Annotated in this window: 21 protein-coding genes, 1 tRNA gene and 2 pseudogenes; 11 read left to right on the top strand and 13 right to left on the bottom strand. The window is 71.3% G+C overall.

All coding sequences use genetic code 11. From position 1 onward, the window contains the following. Positions 1-126, bottom strand: a pseudogene (locus K4G64_RS19270) (MetQ/NlpA family ABC transporter substrate-binding protein); the annotation flags it as partial. Between the two features lie 7 nt (positions 127-133). After that, positions 134-652 carry a gluconokinase gene (locus tag K4G64_RS19275; protein ID WP_221757263.1) on the bottom strand — a complete coding sequence of 173 codons (519 nt, stop codon included), beginning with the start codon at positions 650-652 and terminating at the stop codon, positions 134-136. A 138-nt stretch (positions 653-790) separates the two neighbouring features. On the opposite strand from K4G64_RS19275, the gene K4G64_RS19280 reads away from it, so the two are divergent. Continuing rightward, positions 791-1,492 (top strand): FadR/GntR family transcriptional regulator, encoded by a 702-nt coding sequence (locus K4G64_RS19280; protein ID WP_221757264.1) that lies wholly within the window; start codon positions 791-793, stop codon positions 1,490-1,492. Positions 1,493-1,536: 44 nt separating this feature from the next. On the opposite strand, the gene K4G64_RS19285 is transcribed toward K4G64_RS19280, so the two are convergent. Both K4G64_RS19285 and K4G64_RS19290 read right to left on the bottom strand, forming a co-directional pair. Continuing rightward, a complete protein-coding gene (locus K4G64_RS19285; protein WP_221757265.1) occupies positions 1,537-1,911 on the bottom strand; it encodes a YchJ family protein in 375 nt (124 codons plus the stop codon). A 63-nt stretch (positions 1,912-1,974) separates the two neighbouring features. After that, positions 1,975-2,059 (bottom strand) — tRNA-Leu (locus K4G64_RS19290). A gap of 198 nt (positions 2,060-2,257) precedes the next feature. Between K4G64_RS19290 and K4G64_RS19295 the strand changes: the two genes are divergently transcribed. From K4G64_RS19295 to K4G64_RS41080, 3 genes are all read left to right on the top strand, one after another. Then, on the top strand, positions 2,258-3,583 hold the full coding sequence (locus K4G64_RS19295; protein WP_221757266.1) for a M20/M25/M40 family metallo-hydrolase: 1,326 nt from the start codon (positions 2,258-2,260) through the stop codon (positions 3,581-3,583). A gap of 147 nt (positions 3,584-3,730) precedes the next feature. Beyond that, the gene (gene chpH / locus K4G64_RS19300; RefSeq protein WP_030608446.1) at positions 3,731-3,964 is read left to right on the top strand and encodes a chaplin ChpH; all 234 of its coding nucleotides are present in this window, start codon (positions 3,731-3,733) and stop codon (positions 3,962-3,964) included. A gap of 131 nt (positions 3,965-4,095) precedes the next feature. Further along, a complete protein-coding gene (locus K4G64_RS41080) occupies positions 4,096-5,025 on the top strand; it encodes a chaplin (RefSeq protein WP_221757267.1) in 930 nt (309 codons plus the stop codon). 79 nt (positions 5,026-5,104) lie between these two features. Here K4G64_RS41080 and K4G64_RS19310 read toward each other — a convergent pair whose 3' ends face one another. Then, positions 5,105-5,293, bottom strand: coding sequence for a DUF5703 family protein (locus K4G64_RS19310; protein ID WP_030848528.1), 189 nt, complete (start codon positions 5,291-5,293; stop codon positions 5,105-5,107). 47 nt (positions 5,294-5,340) lie between these two features. Here K4G64_RS19310 and K4G64_RS19315 point away from each other — a divergent pair, with 47 nt between their 5' ends. Next, complete coding sequence (locus K4G64_RS19315; RefSeq protein WP_221757268.1) at positions 5,341-6,045, top strand: hypothetical protein; 705 nt, start codon at positions 5,341-5,343, stop codon at positions 6,043-6,045. A gap of 63 nt (positions 6,046-6,108) precedes the next feature. On the opposite strand, the gene K4G64_RS19320 is transcribed toward K4G64_RS19315, so the two are convergent. The 3 genes and pseudogenes from K4G64_RS19320 to K4G64_RS19330 form a co-directional block, all read right to left on the bottom strand. Beyond that, entirely contained in the window at positions 6,109-8,496 is a 2,388-nt protein-coding gene (locus K4G64_RS19320; RefSeq protein WP_221757269.1) for a helix-hairpin-helix domain-containing protein, read from the bottom strand. Further along, positions 8,493-9,479 carry an aldo/keto reductase gene (locus K4G64_RS19325; RefSeq protein ID WP_221757270.1) on the bottom strand — a complete coding sequence of 329 codons (987 nt, stop codon included), beginning with the start codon at positions 9,477-9,479 and terminating at the stop codon, positions 8,493-8,495. Before K4G64_RS19325 ends, K4G64_RS19320 begins: the two co-directional genes overlap by 4 nt. Positions 9,480-9,593: 114 nt before the next feature. Further along, positions 9,594-10,694, bottom strand: a pseudogene (locus K4G64_RS19330) (polysaccharide lyase family 1 protein); the annotation flags it as partial. Between the two features lie 223 nt (positions 10,695-10,917). Here K4G64_RS19330 and K4G64_RS19335 point away from each other — a divergent pair. Further along, positions 10,918-11,973, top strand: coding sequence for an LLM class F420-dependent oxidoreductase (locus K4G64_RS19335; protein WP_221757272.1), 1,056 nt, complete (start codon positions 10,918-10,920; stop codon positions 11,971-11,973). A 263-nt stretch (positions 11,974-12,236) separates the two neighbouring features. Beyond that, on the top strand, positions 12,237-13,025 hold the full coding sequence (locus K4G64_RS19340; protein WP_221757273.1) for a ferritin-like domain-containing protein: 789 nt from the start codon (positions 12,237-12,239) through the stop codon (positions 13,023-13,025). 10 nt (positions 13,026-13,035) lie between these two features. Here K4G64_RS19340 and K4G64_RS19345 read toward each other — a convergent pair whose 3' ends face one another. Then, a complete protein-coding gene (locus K4G64_RS19345; protein ID WP_221757274.1) occupies positions 13,036-14,031 on the bottom strand; it encodes a magnesium and cobalt transport protein CorA in 996 nt (331 codons plus the stop codon). A gap of 61 nt (positions 14,032-14,092) precedes the next feature. Between K4G64_RS19345 and K4G64_RS19350 the strand changes: the two genes are divergently transcribed. The 4 genes from K4G64_RS19350 to mshC all read left to right on the top strand — a co-directional run bounded on the left by K4G64_RS19350 (position 14,093) and on the right by mshC (position 17,564). Continuing rightward, on the top strand, positions 14,093-14,779 hold the full coding sequence (locus K4G64_RS19350) for a histidine phosphatase family protein (protein ID WP_221757275.1): 687 nt from the start codon (positions 14,093-14,095) through the stop codon (positions 14,777-14,779). A 78-nt stretch (positions 14,780-14,857) separates the two neighbouring features. Then, complete coding sequence (locus K4G64_RS19355) at positions 14,858-15,445, top strand: DUF3090 domain-containing protein (RefSeq protein WP_221757276.1); 588 nt, start codon at positions 14,858-14,860, stop codon at positions 15,443-15,445. After that, positions 15,409-16,239 carry an SCO1664 family protein gene (locus K4G64_RS19360; protein ID WP_221757277.1) on the top strand — a complete coding sequence of 277 codons (831 nt, stop codon included), beginning with the start codon at positions 15,409-15,411 and terminating at the stop codon, positions 16,237-16,239. Before K4G64_RS19355 ends, K4G64_RS19360 begins: the two co-directional genes overlap by 37 nt. A gap of 95 nt (positions 16,240-16,334) precedes the next feature. Then, entirely contained in the window at positions 16,335-17,564 is a 1,230-nt protein-coding gene (gene mshC, locus K4G64_RS19365) for a cysteine--1-D-myo-inosityl 2-amino-2-deoxy-alpha-D-glucopyranoside ligase (protein WP_221757278.1), read from the top strand. A 74-nt stretch (positions 17,565-17,638) separates the two neighbouring features. Here the strand turns inward: mshC and K4G64_RS19370 are convergent, their stop codons facing one another. From K4G64_RS19370 to glpK, 4 genes are all read right to left on the bottom strand, one after another. Further along, complete coding sequence (locus K4G64_RS19370) at positions 17,639-18,622, bottom strand: PAC2 family protein (protein WP_221757279.1); 984 nt, start codon at positions 18,620-18,622, stop codon at positions 17,639-17,641. Between the two features lie 158 nt (positions 18,623-18,780). Next, positions 18,781-19,452 carry a FadR/GntR family transcriptional regulator gene (locus K4G64_RS19375; protein ID WP_221757280.1) on the bottom strand — a complete coding sequence of 224 codons (672 nt, stop codon included), beginning with the start codon at positions 19,450-19,452 and terminating at the stop codon, positions 18,781-18,783. 128 nt (positions 19,453-19,580) lie between these two features. Beyond that, positions 19,581-21,197, bottom strand: a complete 1,617-nt coding sequence (locus tag K4G64_RS19380; RefSeq protein WP_221757281.1) for a glycerol-3-phosphate dehydrogenase/oxidase — start codon at positions 21,195-21,197, stop codon at positions 19,581-19,583. An 8-nt stretch (positions 21,198-21,205) separates the two neighbouring features. After that, positions 21,206-22,744, bottom strand: coding sequence for a glycerol kinase GlpK (gene glpK / locus K4G64_RS19385; protein WP_221757282.1), 1,539 nt, complete (start codon positions 22,742-22,744; stop codon positions 21,206-21,208). Positions 22,745-22,804: the final 60 nt, after the last annotated feature.

Below are 22,804 nucleotides of genomic sequence, written 5' to 3' on the forward strand. Positions count from 1 at the left end.
CGCACCGCTCTTCAGGTCGTCGGCCTTCTTGACCTTGTGGGAGTAGAGGCCGAGCGGCTCCAGGTGGACCGTGACGACGGGCACGATGTCGGTGCCGTTCTTCTTGTTGAAGTCGTCGAGGTACGGCCAGGGGCTACTGGACGGGCTCGGGGAGGTCCTGCAAGGCGTGCACCGCCCGCTCGGTGATCTCCTCCGGGCCGCCCGCGACGTCCACCCCGACCCCCGCCTCGTCCGCCCCGAGGGGCTGGAGCGTGGCGAACTGTGAGTCGAGCAGCGCCGTGGGCATGAAGTGCCCCTGCCGGTGCGACATCCGGTCCTCGATCAGCGCGCGGTCACCCGTGAGATGCACGAAGACCACGCCCGGCGCGGCGGCCCGCAGCCGGTCGCGGTACGACCGCTTCAGCGCCGAGCAGCTGACGACCCCGCCGAGCCCGGCCCGCCCGTGGGCCCACGCGCCGATGGCGTCGAGCCAGGGCAGGCGGTCCTCGTCGGTGAGCGGGGTGCCGGCCGACATCTTGGCGATGTTGGCCGGCGGGTGGAAGTCGTCGCCCTCGGCGTACGGAACGCCGAGCCGGGCCGCGAGCAGGGGACCGATGGTGGTCTTGCCGGTGCCCGCTACGCCCATGACCACGACGACATGGGGGGTGTTCATCGCTGCCTCACTGTCTGCTGTCCGAGGTCGACACGTGATGTCGACGCAACTGAAACCCATTAGGTACGACGAATTCAAGAGACCGTGACAAATAAGTCTGACTTTTTGTCTCCGTGATCTACCCCGTACGCTGAGTGCATGAGCGCAACGGGCCGGGGGCTGCACGGCCGGGTACTGGACACCCTCGGCCCCGAGATCACGGCGGGTGAGTACCCGCCGGGCAGCGTTCTGCGCACCGACGAGCTCGCCCAGCGTTTCGACGTGTCGCGCTCCGTGATGCGCGAGGCCGTCCGCGTCCTGGAGTCCATGTACCTGGTCGAGTCCCGCCGCCGCGTCGGCGTCACGGTCCGCCCGAAGTCCGAGTGGAACGTCTACGACCCACAGGTCATCCGCTGGCGCCTGGCCGGAGCCGACCGCCCCGGGCAGCTGCGCTCCCTCACGGTGCTGCGCTCGGCCATCGAACCCGTCGCGGCCGGCCTCGCCGCCCGGCACGCCACGGCCGAGCAGTGCGCCGAGCTCACCGAGTGCGCCCTCGGCATGGTGGCCCACTCACGCGGTCACAAACTGGAGGGCTACCTCCACCATGACGTCGCCTTCCATCGCGTCGTCCTGATCGCCTCCGGCAACGAGATGTTCGCCCGCCTCGGCGACGTCGTCGCCGAGGTTCTGACGGGCCGCACCCAGCACGACGTGATGTTCGAGGACCCCGACCCGGCCGCCGTCACCCTGCACGTCCAGGTCGCCGAGGCGGTCCGCGAGGGCGACGCCGCCCGGGCGGAGGAGCTGACCCGCGAGATCACGGTCGGCGCCCTCCAGGAACTCGACGTCCTGGCGCCGTAGCACCCGCAGTGCCGAGGGCTCCGCGTCTCCCGCCGTGGCACCCGTTACGCCGGGAACTCCCCGTCGACGTACACCCAGGCCCCGTCGACCCGCTCGAACCGGCTCAGCTCGTGCAGCGACCCGCCCCGGTACGACGCCCGGAACTCCACGGTGCCGGTCGAGTGGAACGCGGACCCGTCGCTCGTCCCCAGCACCTCAAGACCGGTCCACCGCATCCCCGGATCCAGCTCCAGCCGCCCCGGCCGCGTCCGCGGATGCCACGTCCGCAGCAGATACGCGACGTCCCCCTTCACGAACGCGCAGTACCGCGACCGCATCAACGCCTCGGCGGTCGGCGCGGTGGCGGCACCGGAGTGGAAACGGCCGCAGCACGCCTCGTAGGGCTGGGGGAGTCCGCAGGGGCAGGAACGGCTGGTCATGGTCACCTTTCCGGGAAACGCCTGAGGGCCGTGACCTCACGGTCACGGCCCTCAGGCTTCATGTGTCCGAGGGGGGACTTGAACCCCCACGCCCGATAAAGGGCACTAGCACCTCAAGCTAGCGCGTCTGCCATTCCGCCACCCGGACAAGGTGTCTGTCGCGTGGGTTCTCCCCGCGGCGACGACGTAAACATTACCAGGCTTTCCGGGGTGGCCGATCACCCCCCGTCCGCACCCCGGCTAGGCGTGAACGGCGTGTGACGGGCCGGGAGCGCTCTTGGGGAGCGGGCCGGGGAGAGGGAGGATGAGAGGAGGACCCACCAGCAGTGACACCGGGAGGAAGCACGTGAGCGAGACGGACACGGCCAGGAGCGTCACCGGCGAGGACGAGGTCGTGGACCTCTGCCGCGAGCTGATCCAGATCGACACCAGCAACTACGGCGACCACTCGGGTCCGGGCGAGCGCAAGGCGGCGGAGTACGTCGCCGAGAAGCTCGCCGAGGTCGGGCTCGACCCCCAGATCTTCGAGTCCCATCCGGGCCGGGCCTCCACGGTCGCCCGGATCGAGGGCGAGGACCCCTCCCGGCCCGCGCTCCTCATCCACGGCCACACCGACGTCGTACCGGCCAACGCGGACGACTGGACGCACCACCCCTTCTCGGGCGAGGTCGCCGACGGCTGTGTGTGGGGCCGCGGGGCCGTCGACATGAAGGACATGGACGCGATGACCCTGGCGGTCGTCCGCGACCGGCTGCGCAGCGGGCGCAAGCCCCCGCGCGACATCGTCCTCGCGTTCCTCGCCGACGAGGAGGCCGGCGGCACGTACGGCGCCAAGCACCTCGTGCGCAAGCACCCCGAGCTGTTCGAGGGCGTCACCGAGGCGATCAGCGAGGTGGGCGGGTTCTCGTTCACCGTCAGCGAGCAGCGGCGGCTCTACATGATCCAGACGGCCGAGAAGGGCATGCACTGGATGAAGCTCACCGTGGCCGGCACCGCCGGGCACGGATCGATGATCCACCGGGACAACGCGATCACCGAGCTGTCGGAGGCCGTCGCGCGGCTCGGGCGGCACAAGTTCCCGGTGCGCGTCACCAAGACCACCCGCGCCTTCCTCGACGAGCTCGGTGACGCGCTCGGCACCGAACTCGACCCGGAGGACATGGAGTCGACCCTCGTCAGGCTCGGCGGCATCGCCAAGTTCATCGGCGCGACCCTGAGCAACACGGCCAACCCGACCCAGCTCGGCGCCGGTTACAAGGTCAACGTCATCCCGGGCGAGGCGACCGCCCACGTCGACGGACGCTTCCTGCCCGGCCACGAGGAGGAGTTCCTCGCCGACCTCGACCGGATCCTCGGCCCGAACGTGCGCCGCGAGGACGTCCATGCCGACAAGGCCGTGGAGACCACCTTCGACGGGGCGCTCGTCGGGGCGATGCAGTCCGCGCTGCTGGCCGAGGACCCGACCGCCAAGGCGATCCCCTACATGCTCTCCGGCGGCACGGACGCCAAGTCCTTCGACGACCTGGGCATCCGCGGTTTCGGCTTCGTGCCGCTGAAGCTGCCCCCGGAGCTGGACTTCGCCGGGATGTTCCACGGCGTGGACGAGCGGGTGCCGGTGGAGGGCCTGCGGTTCGGTGTGCGCGTGCTCGACCGCTTCATCGATCTGTCCTGAGCCACCCTGCGAAACGCCGTATTCGGTCGCGCGTACGGAATCGACTGGGAAGGGTGAATGCGACCATAAGCTCGTAGCCTCATTACTCCCTCCTCGTTACAGGTAATGCGATCGCAAGATGGGTCGCTTTGCCAACTAGGAGGAATAATGATCAAGAAGGTCGTCGCTGCTGCGGCTGCCACCGGTGGGCTGGTTCTCGCGGGCGCGGGCCTGGCCGTCGCCGACTCGGGTGCTCAGGGTGCCGCCGTGCACTCCCCGGGCGTCCTGTCCGGCAACGTTGTCCAGGTGCCCGTTCACGTCCCGGTGAACGTCTGCGGCAACACGGTCTCCGTGATCGGGCTGCTGAACCCCGCCTTCGGCAACACCTGCATCAACAAGTGATGCTTTCCCCTCGCTGAGGGGAGTCCAAAGCCATCGGTCCCGGAGCGCGCGCCATGCGCTCCGGGGCCGAACGCTTCTTTCAAGGAATTCGAGAAGAATTCGAGACAGGGTCGAAGGCAGGTATTCAGCAAATGCGACAGGCTACTCGCAAGGGTCTGATGACCGTGGCGGCCGCGACCGGCGTGATCGCCGCCGCGGGCGGCTCCGCTCACGCCGACTCGGGCGCCCAGGGCTCGGCGTCGGGCTCGCCCGGCGTACTGTCCGGAAACTCGGTGCAGGCGCCGGTGTACGCGCCGGTCAACGTGTGCGGGAACACGGTCAACGTCGTCGGTGTGCTCAACCCGTCGGTGGGCAACTCGTGCGCCAACAAGGGCGGTGGATCGTCGCCGGGGGGATACGGCGAACACGGCGGTCATGGTGGTCACGGCGGCAAGGGCGGCTCCCACGCGGGTGGGCACGCCACCGACTCGCCCGGTGTCGGCTCGGGCAACCACGTCCAGGCACCGGTCCACGTGCCGGTGAACGTCTGCGGCAACAGCGTCGACGTCATCGGCGTCGGCAACCCCAGCACGGGCAACGACTGCTCCAACGGCGGCGGCCACCACGGCACCCCGCCGGGCGGCGGCCATGAGACCCCGGGCCAGCCGGGCAACCCGGGCCAGCCGGGGGACCCCGGCACTCCCGGAAACCCGGGGAACCCCGGTAACCCGGGCGATCCCGGCACCCCCGGTAACCCGGGCGACCCCGGCACCCCCGGTAACCCGGGCGATCCCGGCACCCCCGGAAACCCGGGTGACCCCGGCAACCCCGGCAACCCTGGCAACCCCGGTGAGCCGGGCGGCCCCGGCACCCCGGGCACCCCGCCCTCCACGGGCGGCGAGACCCCGGGCGGCTCCTCGCACGGCAACAAGCCGGGCGGCCAGTTCGTCACGCAGCCCGACGGCGACGCCCAGCTCGCCAGCACCGGCAGCGATCTGCCGCTCGGCCTGGCCCTCCCGGCCGGGGCGGGCGCGCTGCTCGCGGGCGCGATCCTCTACCGCAAGGCCCGCGCCTCGGCCTGACATCCCCGCACAACGGAGCGGGCCCCGCTGCCGCGGGGCCCGCTCCGTCATGTGTGTTCTCCCAGTGCCCCGTCCCCGCTCACCACGTGGCCCGCACCTGGCGGATGATCCGCCGGCGCAACCGCACCTTGCGGCTGCCGTCGCGCAGCAGGGTCAGACGGTGCAACTCCCAGTGTCCGTACTCCGCGTGGTCCGTCAGCAGACGTGCCGTCTCCTTGCGGGACACCCCGCGAGGGACGTACACGTCGACAAATTCGTATTCCGGCATCGCATCTATTGTGCGGGCTGGGGCCCGGTACGGATAGCGTCTGCACTATGTCTGATGCTGCGCAGCCCACCGCTGCCGAGGTACGCGCCGCCGCCGAGGCGGTCAAGACCGCGCTCGACCGCCACCTGGCCGCGGTCGAACGCAGGTCGGGGGAGGACGACCCGGCCGTGTTCGAGGCGTTCAACCAGCTGGCCGCGGCCGCAGAGGTGTACGACGAACTGCTCTACGACCGCTACGACGAGGTCACGCCCTTCGAGATCCCCGGTGCGGAGGACGCGCTGCCCCCGTACACGGGCCCGGAGGAACCGAACGCGCTGAGTGTGCTGATCCGCCGTGACTACGCCGTCGCCGAGCCGCAGCGCCTGCTGGCGCACGCCGAGCGGATCGAGGCGGCGGAGGGCGACGACGCCTCCCCGGCCTCCGGGACCGTGCACGGCGCGCTGGGCCTGCTGTTCGGCGAGTTCGAGCCCGACGAGATCGCCTCCCGGCACAAGGAGTTCGGGCTCGAGGAGGGCGACTCCACGCTCTGGGTGACGGCGGCGGACGAACCGGCCGAGCCCGGCGAGTGGCTGGAGGAGCCGTTCGAGCAGGTCGATCCGCAGCAGGTGGTCTGCCGCTTCGACGTCAGCGCCGTCTTCGACGACGAGATCGACGACGTCGACGACGAGGACGGGGACGATCTCGAGGACGAGCTCGGCAGCGACCTGGACGAGGACGAGGACCTGGAGCCGCTGGACGCGGACCGCCGCTGAGCACGCAGGACGGCGAGCACGCGGGTGGTGGTCAGGGGCCCGGGACCCTGACCACCACCCCCGTCACGTGCCGCTGATCTGCGGCGCGAGCAGCACCGGAAGCCGGGTCGTACGCGGCTTAGCCGGGACCTCGGCCACGGCCCGGGGCAGTGCCTGCTCCACCCCGTGCACCACGGACAGATGCCGGTCGGCCCGCCCGAACGCCGTGTACACCCACGGCCTGCTGAGCGCCTGCGCCGCATCGCCGGGCAGCACCACGACCACCGCGGGCCACCGGCTCCCCACGGCCTGGTGCGCGGTCAGCGCCCACCCGTGCCGCACCGACTGCTCCACCCGCTCCTTCGGTACGACGACGGTCTCGCCCTCGCACGACAGGTGCAGTCCCTCGGCGTCCGCCCTCACCACCCTGCCCGGCAGCGCACGCCCCGGGGCGGGGGAGTGGACGATCCGGTCACCGGGGTCGAAGCCACCGAAGCGGCCCGGGCCCGGATTCAGCCGTTCCTTCAGGGCCGCGTTGAGCGCACGCGTCCCGACAGCGCCACCGTGCCCCGGCGTGATCACCTGGGTCTCCTCGGCCGGCACACCGATCGCCCGGGGCACCGAGTCCGCGACGAGCTGCACCGTCCGGTGCACGGCCTCGCCCGCGTCCCGCACGGGCACGATCACGACCTCCTTGCCGGGGGCCTCGACCTGGTTCAGCTCGCCGATGCCGATACCGGAGACCAGCTCGCCCAGCGGCCCCGGATCCGGCCGCCGCGAGGCCACCTGGGGACAGATCCGCGCCGCGAGCAGATCCGCGAACACCCGCCCCGGCCCCACGGACCACAGCACCGCCGGATCCCCCGCCAGCACCAGCCGAGCCCCGTCCGGCAGCGACTCCGTCAGCAGCGCCGCCGTCTCGACGTCCAGCTGCGGGGCGTCGAGCACGACGAGCAGATCGAGATCGAGGGCCCCGTCCGCGTCCCGGCCGGGCCCTTCGGCGCCGGCGAGCAGGCCGGAGACGGTGGCGACGGGGGAGTCGCCCGGTCCGGCCGAGGCCCCGCCGGCTCGCTCGGGGACGTCCGCCGCCTGGCCGGACCGCCGCACCAGGGCCACGAAACGGCTGCGGCCGATCGGGCCGTGCGCGGCCGCCCAGGCCCGCAGCCCGAGGCTCCTCGCGGCGTTCAGCAGTGCCGCGGGCTCGGCCAGGGACGCCTCGCCGCCGGTGTGCAGCACCAGGCCCTGGCCGGCCACCACGCGGATCAGCTCCGCCGTCGACCCCTGGGCCGCGGCGGCAGCCCGCTCCCAGTCCCCGGCCGAACCGTCCTGCTTGGGAACCGAGTTGACCAGCCGGGCCAGGCCATCGGCCAGGCTCTCCTCCGCCATCGCGTACCGCTCGAGGCCGACCAGGACACGGACCGGACGCTCCTCGTCCTCCTCGCCCCCTTCCGCGGCCGTCCGGGCCGGGGCACCGGCCTCCTCCTCCAGGGCGTCCTGGAAGACCAGCGCCTCCCCCTCCGCGATCGCGTCCTGCACGGCGCTCTCGGGCTCCGGAACCCCGCGCTGGGCCAGGGCCGCGAGGAGCGCCGGCATCTCCAGGGCGGTGTGCCCGGCCAGCGCCGCCTGCTCCAGGAGCCAGCCGGTGAGGGCCCGGCCGCGCCGCTCGTCGTCCGGCCCGCACTCGGCGCCGAGCAGGGAACGCGCGAAGCCGTCGGCCTGCTCGGGCCGCACGCCGGGGGTCCGCAGCAGCTGCCAGGGGTCGGCCCGCAGCTGTTCGTCCGCACCTTCGCCGAGGGCCGCGGCGACCTGCGGTGCGAGCACCTCCGGTGCGCCGCCCTCGGCGAGCACCTGCCGCACGGCCTGGACCGCCTCCGGCGCGGGAGCCGCCGACGCGGCGACGGGCTGGGGCGCCACCGGCTGCGGCCGCCGCTCCGGCTCGGGGGCGGAACGCCTGGGGGCGGGCCGGGACTCCTCGAACACCGCGGCCACGGGCTTCTCGCCGCTCTCGACGGCCCGCACGGCCGCGAGCAGGTCCGCGGCCTTGCCGCTCAACTTGGTGCCGCTCTCGATCGGTGCCTTCTTCTCGGCCTTGCGCTGTTCGATCCGCTCCCGCTCGGCCTGCTGGGCCCGCAGCTCGGCCTCGGCCTCGGACACCTGCTCCGCGCCCGCGTCGGCGGCGGGCTCCTGCCCGGCACCCGTTTCAGCGCCCTCGGCTTCGGACACCTGCTCGGCGTCGGCGTCGGCGTCGGCGGCCCCGGCTTCGGACTTCTGCCCGGCACCCGCTTCTGAACCCTCGGTCTCGGACGTCTCCCCGGCATCCGCGTCGGCGGCCTCCGCCTCGGGCTCCTGCCCGGCACTCTCCGCCCCGGAGGCCTGACCGGCCCCGGCGCCCCCGCCCACGGCCTCGGGTTCCTGCCCGGTGCCCGGCGTCCCCGGCTCGCTGTCCTCCGTGGTCTCGGGCTCCGTGCTCACAGCGTGCTCCAGTCGTGATCGGGATAGCGGTGCACGGGCGCCGACACATCGTCGAGCGCCCGGCAGATCTCGTCAGGAAGACTAAGGGTCTCCACTGACAATGCCGCCGTGAGCTGCAGTGCGTTGCGCGCGCCGACGATCGGGGCGGTCACGCCGGGCCGGTCGCGCACCCACGCCAGGGCCACCTGGAGCGGCGTCACCGCGAGCCCGTCGGCCGCGGTCGCCACGGCGTCCACGATGCGGCTCGCCGTGTCGTCGAGGTACGGCGCGACGAAGGGCGCGAGATGCTCCGAGGCACCGCGTGAGTCCGGCGGCATCGTGTCGCCTCGGTACTTGCCCGTCAGCACCCCGCGCCCGAGCGGCGAGGACGGCAGCAGGCCTATGCCCAGGTCCAGCGCGGCCGGCAGCACCTCGCGCTCGACACCACGCTGGAGCAGGGAGTACTCCAGCTGCGTACCGGCCACCCGGGTCCGGGTGCCGGGAGCCGCCAGCTGCCAGGTCGCGGCCCTGGCCAGCTGCCAGCCGCAGAAGTTGGAGACGGCGGCGTAGCGGGCACGCCCGCTGGAGACCGCCAGGTCGAGGGCCTGGAGGGTCTCCTCCAGCGGGGTGTCCGGGTCGTACGCGTGCACGTGCCACAGGTCGACGTAGTCGGTGCCGAGCCGTGCGAGCGAGGCGTCCAGCGCGGAGAGCAGGTGGCCGCGGGAGCCGTCGAAACGGCGGTCCGGGTCCGGCACACTGCCGGCCTTGGTCGAGACGACCAGGTCACGGCGCGGTACCAGGCCGTCCATGAGTCTGCCGAGGAGGTACTCGGCCTCACCGTCGCCGTACACGTCCGCGGTGTCGACGAGGGTCCCGCCCGCTTCCCAGAACGTCTTCATGAGGTCCGCGGCGTCATGCTCGTCGGTGTCCCGTCCCCAGGTCAGGGTGCCGAGCCCGATCCGGGACACACGAAGGCCGGTGCGGCCGAGATGCCTCTGCTCCATGAACGCCGAGATTACTGGCCAGAGCCTGTCGTGTGGGTGGCTGCGGACCACGGATTTCCCGGGGTGCCGGAGAGCGGGATCCCGTGGTCCGGTCGTGCCCGGAGCCCTCGGTCAGCACGTGCCGTCCGACACCTGAAGGCCCTTCCCGGCTCCCGCGGTTCGGCTCACGATGGCCGGCACGCAGGATGCGGCGTCCGCGCCGAACGCGTACGGGATGGCGACGGTGGTGTTCGACTTCGGGTTCGGGCCGGCCGGATGGTTCTCGCTGCCGGGGCTCGACCAGGTCACGTTGTCGAAGATGTTGCCGCCGACCTGCCAATAGCCGGCCTCGTCGGTGTAGAAGGTGCCGAGGACGTCCTTGGAGTCCTCGAAGTAGTTGTTGTCCACCTTGGCGCGGGCGCCGGCGCGGGAGTTGATGCCGGACTCGTTGAGGCGCACGTAGTGGTTGTTGTAGAGATGCGCGACGCCGCCGCGCAGCAGCGGAGCGCGGGAGTCGATGTTCTCGTACCGGTTGTGGTGGTACGTGATGGAGCCGTTGGACCGGTCGCTCTCGCTGTTGCCGACCAGGCCGCCGCGGCCGGAGTTGCGCAGGACGCTGTAGGACAGGGTCACGTACTGGGTGTTGTCCTTGAGGTCGAACAGGCCGTCGTAGCCCTCCGACTCGCCGCCCGACGCCTCCAGGGTGGTGTGGTCGATCCAGACGTTGCGGACGTTGCGCTCGATGCCGATGGCGTCCCCGCCGTTGGACGTGGGGGAGCCCGACTTCTTGACGTTCCGGACGGTCACGTTCTGGACGATGATGTTCTTCGATTCGCGGATGTGGATGCCCAGTTGGTCGAAGACGGCGTCGCTGCCCACCCCGACGAGGGTCACGTTGCTGACCTTCTTGAGCTCGATCACGCCGTCGGCGGTGTCGCAGCCGGCGCCGGAGACCTTCTTGGTGTTGGCGTGGTTGATGGTCCCGGTGACCTCGATGGTGATCGGGGTGCTGGTGCTCGCCCGGCCGCAGAGGGCCTGGTGGATCGCCGTTCCCGTCGTGGCCCGGACCGTCCGGCCTCCGGCGCCGCCGGTGGTGCCGCCGTTCTGGGTCGCGTAGCCGGTGGCGGTGCCGGTCGCGGCCGACGCCTCGGGCATCGTCACGAGTGTGCCGGTCGCGGCGGCGAGGGCCATCGTGGCCAGGACCGCGGGGAGTCGCAGGGGGAGTGCTCGCTTCATCGGTGCCTCTCCGTTCGACTGCGGAAGGTGGAGGATAGAAAGCGCTTTCCCGCGAAAGGTAGGGACTCGTCGTGGACGCGTCAATGGTCGCATCCATGATTCCTGTTCACTCATCTAAACGACTGATCGTTACGACCGACCGGCTGCGGGCGTGCACCTCGCCCCGGCCCCCGCGCTAAGGTGCCCGCACAAGGCACGTTACTGATCAGTAAGGGGATGCGGCATGCAGCTCGGTATCAACCTCGGCTACTGGGGTGCCGGAATGGACGCGGACAACCTGGCCGTCGCCCAGGAGGCCGACCGGCTCGGATACTCCGTCTGCTGGGCCGCGGAGGCCTACGGCTCGGACGCCGCCACCGTGCTGAGCTGGGTAGCCGCCCAGACCGAGCGCATCGACGTCGGCTCCGCCATCTTCCAGATCCCGGCCCGCCAGCCCGCGATGACGGCCATGACCGCCGCCACGCTCGACTCCCTCTCCGGCGGCCGCTTCCGCCTCGGCCTCGGCGTCTCCGGCCCGCAGGTCTCCGAGGGCTGGTACGGCGTCAAGTTCGACAAGCCGCTCGCCCGCACCCGCGAGTACGTCGAGATCGTCCGCAAGGCCATGACCCGCGAGCGCCTGTCCTACGAGGGGCAGCACTGGACGCTGCCCCTGCCCGGCGGCCCCGGCAAGCCCATCAAGCTGACCGTGCACCCGCAGCGCGAGCACATCCCCCTGTACATCGCCGCGATCGGCCCGAAGAACCTCGAGCAGACCGGCGAGATCGCCGACGGCGCCCTGCTGATCTTCCCCTCCGCCGAGCACCTCGAGGACACCACGATCTCGTACCTGCGGGCCGGGCGCGAGAAGGCCGGCAAGACCCTCGACGGGTTCGACGTCTGCCCGACCCTGCCGCTCGCCGTCGGCGACGACAAGGACGTGGCCACGCTCGCCGACACCTTCCGCCCGTACACCGCGCTGTACGTCGGCGGCATGGGCAGCCCCAAGCAGAACTTCTACAACCAGCTCGCCCGGCGCATGGGCTACGAGCAGGAAGCCGCCGAGATCCAGAGCAAGTACCTCTCCGGCGACAAGCAGGGCGCCGCGGCCGCCGTCCCGCACGACCTGATCGACAAGACGACCCTGCTCGGTTCCGTGGACCGGATCGCCGACCGGATGAAGGCCTACGCCGCGGCCGGGGTCACCACCCTGTCCCTCGCACCGGCGGGCTTCACGCTCGACGAGCGGCTCGCGTCCCTGCGGGCCGGGACGGAGGCCCTGGAGCGCGCCGGGCTCGCCTGAACCGACCGGGAGTTTTCAGCGGCCGTGGTGGGGGCTCGGGGGTCTACCCCGCCACGGCCGTCACGCAGAACAACGCGTGGGGCCCCTCGTGGTTACGGCACAGCGGCCCCCACCCGGCCAGGCACGCCTCCCCCCGCATCCTCCATTCGGCGGAGTTGTCCCTCACACCTGTTGCAGCACCCCCAGCCCCGCACTTGACTCGTTGTTCGCGGAACCTGCGGGAAAGCCGCAGTACGCCCACGCGCGCGGGAGAGGTGCCCACGATGCTTTCGGCCAAGAGTCTGTTCCAGGAGATCCTCGACAACGACGAGTCCTTCGCCCTGTTCTGCTCCATCGCCGCGAGCGGCGAGTCACAGGGCGGCTGGGAGAACGCCCGCATCGCCGCGCTCGTGCCCGAGGCCGAGCGCGAACTCGCTCCCAAGATCAGCCGGCACGGCGCCGACGAGGACAAGCACGGCCGGATCTTCAACGCTCTGATGAAGAAGCGCGGCCTCGACTCCGTCCCGGTCCCGCCGGAGACGGACTACACCATGCTCCTGGAGAGGAACGGCATCGGCCTCGCGCACGCGCGGCTGAACCGCGACGAGCGGCTCACCGTCCAGGACATCGTCACCTACCTCTCGCACAGCAGGGTCACCGAGCAGCGCGCCTCCGAGCAGATGGACCTGCTCCGCAAGCACTTCGCCGACCACCCCGACATCGGCCGCGCGGTCAAGCAGATCTCGAACGACGAGGACAACCACCTGGCCTACTGCCACGAGGAACTGCTGCGCTTCGCCTACGCGGGCCACGGCCGGGTCATCCAGCGCACCCTGCGCGAGTGCGCGCTGGCCGAGATCCGGATCTACCGCGACGTCAGCCTCGCCGTCATGGCGCACATGGGCCGCGTTCTCGGCTGGTCCAAGGCCAAGTCGGCCGTGCTCGCGGCCGGCATCCACGCCGTCTACGCCTACGAACGCATGGGCGGCTGGCGCCGGATGGTGTCGCTGACGACGCCCGAGCGACGCAACGCCCTCGGCGGTCCCGCGACGCCGGAGCCCGAGTTCGTCTGAGCCGGCCCGGCTACAACCACCCACGGCGCTTGAACAGCCGGAAGACCATGATCTCCAGGGCGGCCATCAGGGCGATCAGCGCCGGATAGGACCAGACCCAGCGCAGCTCGGGCATATGCTCGAAGTTCATGCCGTAGATCCCCGCGAGCATCGTGGGGATCGCGGCCATGGCAGCCCACGCGGAGATCTTCCGCATGTCGTCGTTCTGCCGGACGCTCATCTGCGCCAGGTGCGCCGAGAGGATGTCCGACACCAGCCGGTCCAGGTTCTCCACGGACTCGTTCACGCGCGTCAGGTGGTCGCTGACGTCGCGGAAGAACGGCCGGGCCCGGTCGTCCACGAACGGCACGGTCATACCGGTCGACGCCGTCCCCGCCAGCCGGCTCATCGGTGGGGCCAGCGGCCCGGTCGCCCGGCGGAACTCCAGGACCTGCCGCTTGAAGTCGTAGATCCGGGACGCCGTGTTCCGTGAGCCGCCGCCGTCCGGCGAGAAGACCTCCGCCTCCAGGCCCTCCAGGTCGGTCTGCAACTCGGTCGCCACATCCAGGTAGTGGTCGACGGTGGCGTCGGCGACCGCGTACAGCACGGCCGTCGGGCCCTTGCCGAGCAGCTCCGGCTCGAGCTCCAGCCGCTGCCGTACGGCCTTGAGCGGGGCGCCCTCGCCGTGCCGGACGGTCACCACGAACCCTTCACCCAGGAAGATCATGATCTCGCCGGAGGAGACGGTGTCGCTCTGCGGCTCGTACGCCACCGGCTTCAGCACCACGAAGAGGGAGTCGTCGTATACCTCCAGCTTGGGCCGCTGGTGGGCCTTCAGGGCGTCCTCGACGGCCAGCGGGTGCAGCCCGAACTCCCGGGTCACATGGTCGAACTCGGCCTCCGTCGGCTCGTGCAGCCCGATCCACACGAACCCGCCCGCCGTGCGGGCCTCACCCAGGGCGTCCGAGAGGTCCTCGGGCCCTTCCGTCCGCTGCCCGTCGCGGTAGATGGCACAGTCGACGATCACGAAACGAGTCTCCCGTCACTCGAACGACACCGCACGCGCGCGTGCGCCTACGCTGGAGCGCATGCCCACGCTGATCCTGGTCAGGCACGGACGCTCCACCGCCAACACCGAGGGGCTGCTCGCCGGCTGGACGCCCGGCGTCGCCCTCGACGAGCGCGGCGCCGCCCAGGCCGCCGCGCTCCCCGGGCGGCTGGCCGAACTGCCCCTCGCCGAAATCGTCACCAGCCCGCTCCAGCGCTGCCGGGAAACGCTCCGGCCGCTGCTCGAGACCCGGCCGGACCTGAGCCCGCACACCGACGAGCGCATCGGTGAGTGCCACTACGGCGACTGGTCCGGACGCAAGCTCGCCGAGCTCAAGGACGAGCCCCTGATGGAGGTGGTGCAGGCCCATCCGTCCGCGGCGGCGTTCCCCGGCGGGGAGTCCATGCGGGCCATGCAGACGCGCGCCGCCGAGGCCGTACGCGAGTGGAACGCGCGCGTGGAGCGCGACCACGGCGCCGACGCCGTCTATCTCATGTGCTCGCACGGCGACATCATCAAGTCCCTCGTCGCCGACGCACTCGGACTTCACTTGGACCTCTTCCAGCGGATTTCCGTTGAACCGTGTTCCATCACCGCGATCCGCTACACACGACTGCGGCCCTTTCTCGTCCGCCTCGGTGACACGGGCGACTTCACGTCCCTGGCCCCGCGCGAGGAACCGCCGGGCGGCGAGGCCGAAGTCGGGGGTGGTGCGGGCGCACCGTGATCGTTCGCCGCAGTAGGGTGAAGCGGTCGCAGCAGTGCCGTGGTCTCACGGTTCCCACGATCCCAATGGAGACAGGACGTGTCCCGTCAGGTGTTCCTCTACGACCATCCGGAGCGTTTCGTGGCCGGTACGGTCGGACTGCCCGGGCGCCGCTCGTTCTTCCTCCAGGCCACCGCAGGCTCCCGGGTGACCAGCGTGGCCCTGGAGAAGACGCAGGTCGCAGCGCTCGCCGAGCGCATGGACGAACTGCTCGACGAGGTCGTACGCCGTAGCGGCGGCAGCGCCCACGTCCCCGCCGTCGCGCCGTCGGACACCGACACCGCCCCGCTGGAGACCCCCATCGAGGAGGAGTTCCGGGTCGGCACCATGGCGCTCGCCTGGGACGGCGACGAGCAGCTCATGATCGTCGAGGCGCAGGCGCTCGTGGAGCTCGACGCGGAATCCGAGGAGGACCTCGCCGAGGCCGAGGAGCGGCTGCTCCAGGACGAGGAGAACGGCCCGCCGATGCTGCGGGTCCGGCTCACCGGCACACAGGCCAGGGCCTTCGCCAAGCGCGCCCTTGACGTCGTCAACGCCGGGCGGCCGCCGTGCCCGCTGTGCAGCCTCCCGCTCGACCCGGAAGGACACGTATGTCCGCGCCAGAACGGATACCGCCGCGGAGCGTGACGCCCCCACCGGACGCCGCCGGGCTGCTCGCCCGCGGCGAACTGACCGTGCGCGGACGCATCCGTGAGGCTTCCAACGCGGCCCTGTACTGCACCGTGTCGTACGACGGCGAGGACGCGGCCTGCATCTACAAGCCGGTCGCGGGGGAGCGGCCCCTGTGGGACTTCCCCGACGGGACGCTGGCCCAGCGCGAGGTCGCCGCGTACGAGGTCTCCGAGGCCACCGGCTGGGGACTCGTGCCGCCCACCGTGCTCCGCGAGGGCCCCTACGGCGAGGGCATGTGCCAGCTGTGGGTCGAGGTGACCCCCGAGGCGGAACTGCTCGCCCTGGTCGACGGCGAGGAACCCGAGCCGGGCTGGAAGGCGATCGGTTTCGCCGAGGTCGGCGAGGGACGCACCGCGCTGCTCGTGCACGCCGACGACGAACGGCTGCGGCGGCTCGCGGTCCTCGACGCGGTCATCAACAACGCCGACCGCAAGGGCGGACACCTGCTGCCCACCGGTGAGGGGCGGCTGTACGGCATCGATCACGGGGTCACGTTCAACGCCGAGAACAAGCTGCGGACCCTGCTGTGGGGCTGGGCGGGGGAGGCCCTCACCGAGGAGGCCGTCGACGTCCTCGAAGGTCTCAGGAAGGGTCTGGCCGAGGGCGGTCCGCTCGCCGCGCGGCTCGAACCGCTGATCACCGGCGCCGAGATCGACGCCACCCGCACGCGGGTCGGCGCCCTGCTCGCCTCGGGGACCCACCCGGAGCCGAGCGGGGAATGGCCTGCGATTCCCTGGCCACCCGTGTAGCAGCACAGACACCCGGAACACCGCAAGAGCGCCTTCCCGGCCGTGTGGCCCGCTCCCATTCGTATATGGAACTTCAGTCCGGTTAGGCTCATGGCATGCATGCCTGGCCCGCTTCCGAGGTCCCCGCCCTGCCTGGTCAGGGCCGCGACCTGAGGATCCACGACACCGCGACCGGCGGTCTTGTCACCCTCGACCCCGGTCCCGTCGCCCGTATCTACGTCTGTGGCATCACCCCGTACGACGCCACGCACCTGGGACACGCGGCGACCTACAACGCGTTCGACCTCGTGCAGCGCGTGTGGCTCGACACCAAGCGGCAGGTTCACTACGTCCAGAACGTCACCGACGTCGACGATCCGCTGCTGGAGCGGGCGCAGCGCGACGGCGTCGACTGGGTCGCGCTCGCCGAGAAGGAGACGGCCCTCTTCCGCGAGGACATGACGGCCCTGCGGATGCTGCCGCCGCGGCAGTACATAGGCGCCGTCGAGGCCATACCCGGGATCGTCCCGCTCGTCGAGCGGCTCCGGGACATCGGCGCGGCCTACGAACTGGAGGGGGACGTCTACTTCTCCGTCGAGTCCGACCCGCACTTCGGCAAGGTCTCGAACCTCGACGCCGCGGCGATGCGGCTGCTGTCCGCCGAGCGCGGCGGCGACCCGGACCGCCCCGGGAAGAAGAACCCGCTCGACCCGATGCTGTGGATGGCGGCCCGCGAGGGCGAGCCCAGCTGGGACGGCGGATCGCTCGGGCGCGGACGGCCCGGCTGGCACATCGAGTGCGTGGCCATCGCCCTCGACCACCTCGGCATGGGCTTCGACATCCAGGGCGGCGGCTCCGACCTGGCCTTCCCGCACCATGAGATGGGCGCCTCGCACGCCCAGGCCCTCACCGGCGAATTCCCCATGGCGAAGGCGTACGTGCACGCCGGGATGGTCGCCCTGGACGGCGAGAAGATGTCCAAGTCCAAGGGCAACCTGGTCTTCGTCTCCAAGCTCCGGCACGACGGCGTCGACCCGGCCGCCATCCGGCTCGCGCTGCTCGCCCACCACTACCGCGCCGACTGGGAGTACACCGACCAGGTCCTCCAGGACGCCGTCGCCCGGCTCGGGCGCTGGCGGGCCGCCGTGTCCCGCCCCGACGGGCCGCCGGCGGAGGCGCTCGTCGACGAGATCCGCGAGGCCCTCGCGAACGACCTGGACGCGCCGGCCGCGCTCGCCGCGGTCGACCGCTGGGTCGCGCTCCAGGAGCAGAGCGGTGGTACGGACATCGGCGCGCCCGGGGTGGTCTCCCGGGCGGTGGACGCGCTGCTGGGTGTAGCGCTGTAGCCATCGTGAGAAGTACGCAGAGGGGCGTCTCCCGGCCGGGAGACGCCCCTCTGCGCTGTGTCGTTGCCGCGTCCTCAGTCGTCCGACGACTCGTCGTCGTCCGTGCCCGGCTTCGGCGGCTTCGGCGGGCGGGTGCGGCCGCTGGGGTTGTCCCGCAGGTACGAGGTGCTGTCGCTGCCGTCGGCCGTGGCGTGACCGCCGGGCCCGGGCGGACCGCCGCCGTCATGGCGCCGCAGATAACGCTCGAACTCCCGGGCGATGGCCTCGCCGGACGCCTCCGGCAACTCCGCGGTGTCCCGGGCCTCCTCCAGCGACTGGACGTACTCGGCGACCTCGCTGTCCTCGGCGGCCAGCTGGTCCACGCCGACCTGCCAGGCGCGCGCGTCCTCGGGCAGTTCGCCCAGCGGGATGCGCACGTCGATCAGGTCCTCCAGGCGGTTCAGCAGAGCCATCGTGGCCTTCGGGTTCGGCGGCTGCGACACGTAGTGCGGCACCGCCGCCCAGAGCGACACGGCCGGGACGCCCGCGTGCGTGCACGCCTCCTGGAGGACGCCGACGATGCCCGTGGGGCCCTCGTACTTGGTCTCCTCGAGATCCATGCGGCGGGCCAGGTCCGGGTCGGACGTGGTGCCGCTGATCGGGACCGGACGGGTGTGCGGGGTGTCGCCGAGCAGGGCGCCCAGGACGACCACCAGTTCCACGCCCAGCTCGTGCGCGAAGCCGAGCAGTTCGTTGCAGAACGACCGCCACCGCATGGACGGTTCGATGCCCCTCACGAGCACGAGGTCGCGCGGCTTCTCGCCGCCGACCCGGACCACCGACAGCCTGGTCGTGGGCCAAGTGATCTTGCGGACGCCCGCTTCCATGAACACCGTGGGGCGGTTCACCTGGAAGTCGTAGTAGTCCTCGGCGTCCAGCGCCGCGAAGACCTCGCCCTTCCATTCCCTGTCCAGATGCGCGACCGCGGTGGAGGCGGCGTCGCCGGCATCGTTCCAGCCCTCGAACGCGGCCACCATGACCGGGTCGACCAGCTCGGGAACCCCCTCGAGCTCGATCACCCAGCGCCTCCTTCCGACGTGCCCTCGCTTGACCACCCAACCTTACGGCGTGCCGCGGGGGCGCCCGCAGCCCCCTTGCAGGGGGAGTGCCCCCATCACTGCCCCGCGATCCGCCCCTGAACACCCCGGATCCGTCCGAGCGGTCCGTGAGGCCCTGGTCACAGCGTGGAGCGCAGCCACTGCTCCACACTCGCGATGTGCACGGTCGCCCACGAGCGGGCCGCCTCGGCGTCCCGGTCGCGCAGGGCGGCGAGGATCGCCCGGTGCTCGCGCAGGGTGCGGGCGACCGCGTCCTCCTGCGTGAGGCCGCGCCAGATCCGGGCCCGGGTCGTCGGGCCCGACAATCCGTCGAGCAGCGAGCACAGCACCGAGTTGCCCGAGCTGTGCACGATGCCCCGGTGGAACTCCAGGTCGCAGGCGACCAGATCCTCCACGGACGGGGTCTCACCGAGCTTGTCCAGCTGGGCCGTCAGCGCGTCCAGCTGCTGCTCGCTGATCCGCACGGCCGCCATCGCGGTCGCGGCCGGCTCCAGGATGCGGCGCACCGCGAGGAACTCCAGGACCGTGTCGTCGCGGTGGAAGTCGACGACGAAGCTCAGCGCCTCCAACAGGAGTTGCGGGTCGAGGCTGGTGACGTAGGTGCCGTCGCCCTGCCGTACGTCCAGGATCCGGATCAGCGACAGCGCACGCACCGCCTCCCGCAGGGAGTTGCGGGACAGCCCGAGGTCGGCGGCGAGTTCGCTCTCCTTGGGCAGCCGGTCGCCCGGGCGCAGCGCCCCGGAGACGATCATTCCCTTGATCTTCTCGATCGCCTCGTCGGTGACTGCCATGGCCCGGCCTCCCAGTGCGTTCAAGACCTCCGACGTATCAGGTCATTATGCGGGCGCGGGAACGCGGAAGGGGCGGCTCCGTCGGCGTGGAGCCGCCCCTTCCGGATCAGGATCCCCCGGACCCGGGCCTACTTCTTGTCGAGCAGGTCCTGCACCTTGGCGCGGACGTCGTCCGTGGCGAGGCCGCGGATCGTCAGCGTCGTGCGGCGGCGCAGCACGTCGTCCTGCGTCTCGGCCCACTCGTGGTCCCGGGCCCAGACGACCTGCGCCCAGATCTCCGGGGCGTCGGGGTGGACGCGCTCGGCGAGCTCGGGGCTCTCGTTGGCCATGCGGGCGATGTCGAAGGCCAGCGAGCCGTAGTGCGTGGCCAGGTGCTTGGCCGTGTCGGCCGCCATGCGCGGGCCGGGCGCCGGGCGGTCGGTGAGCAGCCGGTGGGCGACCGCGCGCGGGTTGGCGATGCCGGGCAGCGGCAGCTTCTTCGGCAGCGCGCTGACCGGCTCGAAGTCGTCGCCCAGCGGGTGGCCCGGCAGCGTCTCCAGCTTCTTCATGATGGTGCGGCCGATGTGCCGGAAGGTGGTCCACTTGCCGCCCGCGATGGACAGCATGCCGCCCCGCCCCTCGGTCACCACCGTCTCGCGCTTGGCCTTGGCGGTGTCGCCGGGGCCGCCCGGCAGCACCCGCAGGCCGGCGAAGGAGTAGGTGATGAGGTCGCGGCTGAGCTGCTGGTCGCGGACCGAGAAGGCGGCCTCGTCGAGGATCTGGGTTATGTCCTGCTCGGTGACCGAGACGTCCGCCGGGTCGCCCTCGAACACCTCGTCGGTGGTGCCGAGCAGCAGCATGTCCTCCCAGGGGAGGGCGAAGGTGATGCGGTACTTGTCGATCGGGGTGGCGAGCGCGGCCTTCCAGGGGGAGGTGCGCTTGAGGACCAGGTGCGCGCCCTTGGACAGGCGGATGGACGGAGCCGCGTTCGGGTCCTCCATCTTGCGCAGGTGGTCGACCCAGGGGCCGGTCGCGTTCAGCACCAGCCGGGCGCTGACGCCGAACTCGTCGCCGGACAGGCGGTCCTTCAGCTCGGCACCGGTGACCCGGCCCTGCGTGAAGCGCAGACCCGTCACCTCGGCGTGGTTCAGGACGACCGCACCCGCCTCGACGGCCCCGCGGACCGTCATCAGCGCCATGCGGGCGTCGTTCATCTGGTCGTCGCCGTAGACGGCCACGGCCTTGAGGTTCTCGGTGCGCAGCTCGGGCACGTCCTGCGCGGCCTTGGCCGGCGAGAGCAGGTGCCCGACGCCGTCACCGAACGCGGAGAGCGCGGAGTAGGCGAAGACGCCCGCGCCGAGCTTCGCCGCGCCGTGCGGCCCGCCCTTGTACACGGGGAGGTAGAACGTGAGCGGGTTCGCCAGGTGGGGAGCCACCTGGCGGGAGACCGCACGGCGCTCGAAGTGGTTCTCCGCCACCAGCTTCACCGCGCCGGTCTGCAGGTAGCGCAGACCGCCGTGGAGGAGCTTGGAGGAGGCGGAGGACGTGGCGCCGGCGAAGTCGCCGGCATCCACCAGAGCCACCCTGAGGCCGGACTGCGCGGCGTGCCAGGCGGTGGAGATGCCCAGGATGCCGCCGCCGATCACGAGAAGGTCGTACGACGCCTTGGAGAGCTGCTCCCTGGTCTCGGCTCGGCTCGGGTTCGAGCCGGAGGCCGGGTGCGTCCCCAGGGCAGGCACGGACTGCAGGGTGGACTTGGTGGTCATGCTGTTTCTTACTCCTCGTCCTCGAGCCAGCCCATGGTCCGCTCGACGGCCTTGAGCCAGTTCTTGTACTCATGGGCGCGCTTTTCCGCGTCCATGCGGGGGGTCCACTCGGCGGCCCGGCGCCAGTTGGCGCGCAGGTCGTCGGTGCTGTTCCAGAAGCCGACGGCGAGGCCGGCGGCGTAGGCGGCGCCGAGGCAGGTGGTCTCGGCGACCATCGGGCGCACCACGGGGGCGTCCACGAAGTCGGCGAGGGTCTGCATCAGCAGGTTGTTGGAGGTCATGCCGCCGTCGACCTTGAGGGCGGCCAGCTCCACGCCGGAGTCCTTCGTCATGGCGTCGGCGATCTCCCGCGTCTGCCAGGCGGTGGCCTCCAGGACGGCGCGCGCGAGGTGCGCCTTGGTGACGTACCGGGTCAGGCCGGCGATCACACCGCGGGCGTCGGAGCGCCAGTACGGGGCGAACAGGCCGGAGAAGGCCGGCACGAAGTAGGCGCCGCCGTTGTCCTCGACCGACAGGGCGAGGGTCTCGATCTCGGCGGCGGTGGAGATGAGGCCCATCTGGTCGCGCATCCACTGCACCAGCGAACCGGTGACGGCGATCGAGCCCTCCAGGGCGTAGACCGTGTCCTGGTCGCCGATCTTGTAGCCGACGGTCGTCAGCAGGCCGCTGTACGAGTTGATGATCTTGTCGCCGGTGTTCATCACCATGAAGGTGCCGGTGCCGTAGGTCGACTTGGTCTCGCCCTCGGCGAAACAGGTCTGGCCGAACAGGGCCGCCTGCTGGTCGCCGAGCGCCGAGGCGACCGGGATGCCGCCGAGCAGGTCGCCCAGCTTGCCGCCGGTGATCTCGCCGTAGACCTCGGCGGAGGAGCGGATCTCGGGCAGGATCTGCTGCGGGACGCCGATGGACTCGCAGATCTTCTCGTCCCACTGCATGGTGTGCAGGTTCATGAGCATCGTGCGCGAGGCGTTGGTGACGTCCGTGACGTGCTTGCCGCCGTCGACACCACCGGTCAGGTTCCAGATGACCCAGGTGTCCATGGTGCCGAAGAGGATGTCGCCCGCCTCGGCGCGCTCCTTCAGGCCGTCGACGTTGTCGAGCAGCCAGCGGGCCTTGGGGCCGGCGAAGTAGGAGGCGAGGGGCAGGCCCGTCTCGCGGCGGAAGCGGTCCTGGCCGACGTTGCGGCCGAGCTCGCGGCAGAGGGCGTCGGTGCGGGTGTCCTGCCAGACGATGGCGTTGTGGACGGGCTCACCGGTGTTCTTGTCCCACAGCACGGTCGTCTCGCGCTGGTTGGTGATGCCGATGGCCTTGATGTCGTCACGGGTGATGCCGGCCTTCTCGATGGCCCCGGCGACGACCTCCTGGACGTTCGTCCAGATCTCGGTGGCGTTGTGCTCGACCCATCCCGGCTTCGGGAAGATCTGCTCGTGCTCCTTCTGGTCGACGGAGACGATCCGGCCGTCCCGGTCGAAGACGATGCAGCGGCTGGAGGTGGTGCCCTGGTCGATGGCGGCGATGAAGGGGCCGGCGGTGTGCGCGTCGGTCACTGTGTCTCCTGGTAGTTCCGGGTTTATGGGGCTTTACGTACGGCGCGTGCTGGAAGTTTC

The sequence above is a fragment of the Streptomyces sp. WAC04114 genome (assembly GCF_019733245.1).
GTDB lineage: Bacteria > Actinomycetota > Actinomycetes > Streptomycetales > Streptomycetaceae > Streptomyces > Streptomyces massasporeus_A.